The 3,946-nt window shown below is 65.2% G+C and carries 3 protein-coding genes; 2 read left to right on the top strand and 1 reads right to left on the bottom strand.

Annotation, left to right across the window (positions count from 1 at the left end; genetic code table 11):
- Positions 1 to 326, bottom strand: a 326-nt coding sequence (locus O0J73_RS21775; RefSeq protein WP_308309621.1) for a kinase/pyrophosphorylase, incomplete at its 3' end; no start/stop codon positions are given.
- A 145-nt stretch (positions 327 to 471) separates the two neighbouring features.
- On the opposite strand from O0J73_RS21775, the gene ppsA reads away from it, so the two are divergent.
- On the top strand, positions 472 to 2,850 hold the full coding sequence (gene ppsA / locus O0J73_RS21770; protein WP_008267432.1) for a phosphoenolpyruvate synthase: 2,379 nt from the start codon (positions 472 to 474) through the stop codon (positions 2,848 to 2,850).
- A 150-nt stretch (positions 2,851 to 3,000) separates the two neighbouring features.
- The gene (locus O0J73_RS21765) at positions 3,001 to 3,894 is read left to right on the top strand and encodes a mechanosensitive ion channel domain-containing protein (RefSeq protein ID WP_197565023.1); all 894 of its coding nucleotides are present in this window, start codon (positions 3,001 to 3,003) and stop codon (positions 3,892 to 3,894) included.
- Positions 3,895 to 3,946: the final 52 nt, after the last annotated feature.

Here is a 3,946-nt window from a genome sequence, read left to right as displayed (position 1 = left end):
CTGGAACGCGAGCTGGCCAGCTCGCGTTCCAGCGGCTCGATGAACGGTGCGAACACATCCAGCATCAGTGCCCCGCTGTCGGCCAGGATCAGGCTCAGGCTCTGGTCCACGCAGGAGTTCACCACGATCGGCCGGACCTGGTACCGCTCCCCTGCCGCCTGGATCCGGGCACAGGCTTCACGCGCCTTTTCGGGGTCGTCGACAAACGACATGCGGTCGGTAATGAAGCTGAACCCGGAGAACTGGGTCAGCAGGCTATGCCCAATGGTTTCAGCGGTGATACCGGTTCCATCGGAAACGTAGAACACCGGACGGATGGTCGACATGCGCGCTTTTACCCCCTACGAAGCCTAAAAAGGCCGTCAGCACAAGCTTGTGCCGACGGTGGTCTGCCCGGCATCATATCGGCTTCTTCCTACGGACGCGGCCATTCCAGCCCGCCTCGGGCGATGGCCAAACGGAGCATCGCGCTTGAACGAGAACATCCTGTGGTTGCACGAACTGCGTCTGGCCGACCTGGCCCGCGTAGGCGGCAAGAATTCGTCGCTGGGCGAGATGATCGGCAACCTTGCCGGTCTGGGCGTGTCGGTGCCGGGCGGTTATGCCACCACCGCTGAAGCCTTCAAGGACTTCATCGCGCACAACGATCTGTCCAAGCGCATCTTCGACAAGCTGGCCACGCTGGACGTCGAGGACGTCAACGCGCTGACCGCCGCCGGCAAGGAAATCCGCACCTGGGTGATCGATGCGCCGCTGCAGCCGCAGCTGGACCAGGACATCCGCACCGCCTACGCCCAGCTGAGCGCCGACAACGGCGGCGGCGACGTGGCCGTGGCCGTGCGCTCGTCGGCCACCGCCGAGGATCTGCCGGATGCGTCCTTCGCCGGCCAGCAGGAAACCTTCCTCAACGTCACCGGTGCCGACGATGTCGTGCACAAGGTCAAGGAAGTGTTCGCCTCGCTGTACAACGACCGTGCCATCGCCTACCGCGTGCACCACGGCTTCAAGCATGAAGACGTGTTCCTGTCGGCGGGCGTGCAGCTGATGGTGCGTTCGGGCGTCGGTTCCTCCGGCGTGCTGTTCACCCTGGACACCGAGTCCGGCTTCCGCGACGTGGTGTTCGTCACCTCTTCGTTCGGCCTGGGCGAAATGGTCGTGCAGGGCGCGGTCAACCCGGACGAGTACTACGTCTACAAGCCCACCCTGCAGGCCGGCAAGCCGGCGATCCTGCGCCGCTCGCTCGGCAGCAAGGCAATCCGCATGGTGTATTCGGATGTCCCCGGCGAGCGCGTCAGGATCGAGGACACCCCGGCCGAACTGCGCAACACCTTCTCGATCAGCGACGAGGACGTGCAGGAACTGTCCAAGCAGGCCCTGGTCATCGAAAAGCACTACGGCCGCCCGATGGACATCGAGTGGGCCAAGGACGGTGTCAGCGGCAAGCTGTTCATCGTGCAGGCGCGCCCGGAAACGGTGAAGTCGCGCAGCCACGCCACCCAGATCGAGCGCTTCGCGCTGACCGAAAAGGGCGGCAACGTGCTGGCCGAGGGCCGCGCCGTCGGTGCCAAGATCGGTTCGGGCGTGGCCCGCGTGGTCAAGACGCTGGACGACATGAACCGCGTGCAGCCGGGCGACGTGCTGATCGCCGACATGACCGACCCCGACTGGGAACCGGTGATGAAGCGCGCCTCGGCCATCGTCACCAACCGCGGTGGCCGCACCTGCCACGCCGCGATCATCGCGCGCGAGCTGGGCGTGCCGGCCGTGGTCGGTTCGGGCAACGCCACCAAGGTCATCGAAGATGGCCAGCTGGTCACCGTCAGCTGCGCTGAAGGCGATACCGGCTTCATCTACGAAGGCAAGCTCGGCTTCGAGCGTACCACCACCGATCTGGGCAACATGCCGCCGGCACCGCTGAAGATCATGATGAACGTGGCCAACCCGGAACGTGCCTTCGACTTCGGCCAGCTGCCGAACGCCGGCATCGGCCTGGCCCGCCTGGAAATGATCATCGCCAGCCACATCGGCATCCACCCGAACGCGCTGCTGGAGTACGACCGCCAGGATGCGGCGACGAAGAAGAAGATCGACGAGAAGATCGCCGGTTACGGTGATCCGGTCAGCTTCTACGTGGACCGCCTGGCTGAAGGCATCGCCACCCTCACCGCCTCGGTCGCACCGAACGCCGTAATCGTGCGCCTGTCGGACTTCAAGTCCAACGAGTACGCCAACCTGATCGGCGGCAGCAACTACGAGCCGCACGAAGAGAACCCGATGATCGGCTTCCGCGGCGCCAGCCGTTACGTCGACCCGAGCTTCTCGGCCGCCTTCGCGCTGGAGTGCAAGGCCGTGCTGCGCGTGCGCAACGAAATGGGCCTGGACAACCTGTGGGTCATGATTCCGTTCGTGCGCACCCTGGAAGAAGGCCGCAAGGTCATCGAGGTGCTCGAACAGAACGGCCTGAAGCAGGGCGAGAACGGCCTGAAGATCATCATGATGTGCGAAGTGCCGTCCAACGCACTGCTCGCCGATGAGTTCCTGGAGATCTTCGACGGCTTCTCGATCGGCTCCAACGACCTGACCCAGCTCAGCCTGGGCCTGGACCGCGATTCGTCGATCGTCGCGCACCTGTTCGACGAACGTAACCCGGCGGTGAAGAAGCTGCTGTCGATGGCGATCAAGTCGGCACGTGCCAAGGGCAAGTACGTCGGCATCTGCGGCCAGGGCCCGTCCGATCATCCGGATCTGGCCGAGTGGCTGATGCAGGAAGGCATCGAGTCGGTGTCGCTGAACCCGGACACCGTGGTCGACACCTGGCTGCGCCTGGCCAAGCTGAAGGCCAACGGCTGATGCCCTGAAGGCCGCAGGCTGACGTCGTGTTCATCGGCGTCGGCCCATACTGCTGCTGCACGCAAGCCCCGCCTCTGCGGGGCTTCGTGTTTCTGGCGTCCACGCACGCCCTGCCCCGCGCAGACTTCCCCAGCAGCAAAGGACTTCCGCATGATCGCCGCCGCAGCGCCCGCCCCCGCCGCAACACCCTGGTTCCATTCACTCGACTGGGAGCGCCTGCTGGAAACCTATGGCTTGCCGTTGCTGGCTGCGATCGTGGTGCTGCTGGTCGGCATGTGGATCTCGCGGCGACTGTCCAATGCGATGCCGCGCGCCACCGCGCGCATGGGCGTGGACCCGATGCTCGGCAACTTCCTGCGCAACGTGGTGTACGTCGCATCGCTGGTGATCGTGGTGGTGCTGGCGATCGGCATGCTGGGCGTGCAGATCACCCCGCTGCTGGCCGTACTCGGTACCGCCGGCCTGGCCGTGGGCCTGGCGCTGAAGGATTCGCTGTCCAACATCGCATCGGGCGTGATGCTGGTGACGCTGCGCCCGTTCCGGGTCGGCGATGTGGTGACCGTGGCCGGGCAGACCGGCACCGTGCGCGAAGTGCGCATCTTCCAGACCGTCATCACCGGCGCCGACAACCAGCACACCACCATTCCGAACACGCTGATCACCGCGGCACCGATCATCAACCTGACTGCCGAACCGACCCGCCGCGTCGAGCTGGTGATCGGCATCGGCTACGAAGACAACATCCAGCTGGCGCGCGACACCGCGCTGGCACTGATGAAGGCCGATCCGCGCGTGCTGCAGACGCCGGTACCGGACGTGGTGGTGTACGAGCTGGGCGCGCACGCCATCAACCTGGGCATCCGCTGCTACGTGAAGTCGGCCGACTGGTTCGGCACCAAGGTCACGCTGCTGGAACAGCTCAAGCTGGGCTTCGACAAGGCCGGCATCAACATTCCGTACCCGCAGCAGGACATGCACCTGTACCTGCATGGCAAGGATGGTGGCGTGGTCGAGGCCGATGCACTGGTGCGCGACAAGCCCTGACGCACAACGGTAGTGCCGGCCGCTGGCCGGCATCACCACAGGCAGCACCGGG

This window comes from Stenotrophomonas sp. Sm6012, from assembly GCF_030985895.1.
In the GTDB taxonomy this organism is placed as follows: domain Bacteria; phylum Pseudomonadota; class Gammaproteobacteria; order Xanthomonadales; family Xanthomonadaceae; genus Stenotrophomonas; species Stenotrophomonas forensis.
The sequence above is the reverse complement of the archived record's forward strand: the minus strand, read 5'-3'. Positions and strand labels throughout refer to the sequence as shown.

Bases quoted from the DNA above. Each gene is read 5' to 3' on its own strand.
- O0J73_RS21765 (WP_197565023.1), top strand. From the start codon at position 3,001: ATGATCGCCGCCGCAGCGCCCGCCCCCGCCGCAACACCCTGGTTCCAT.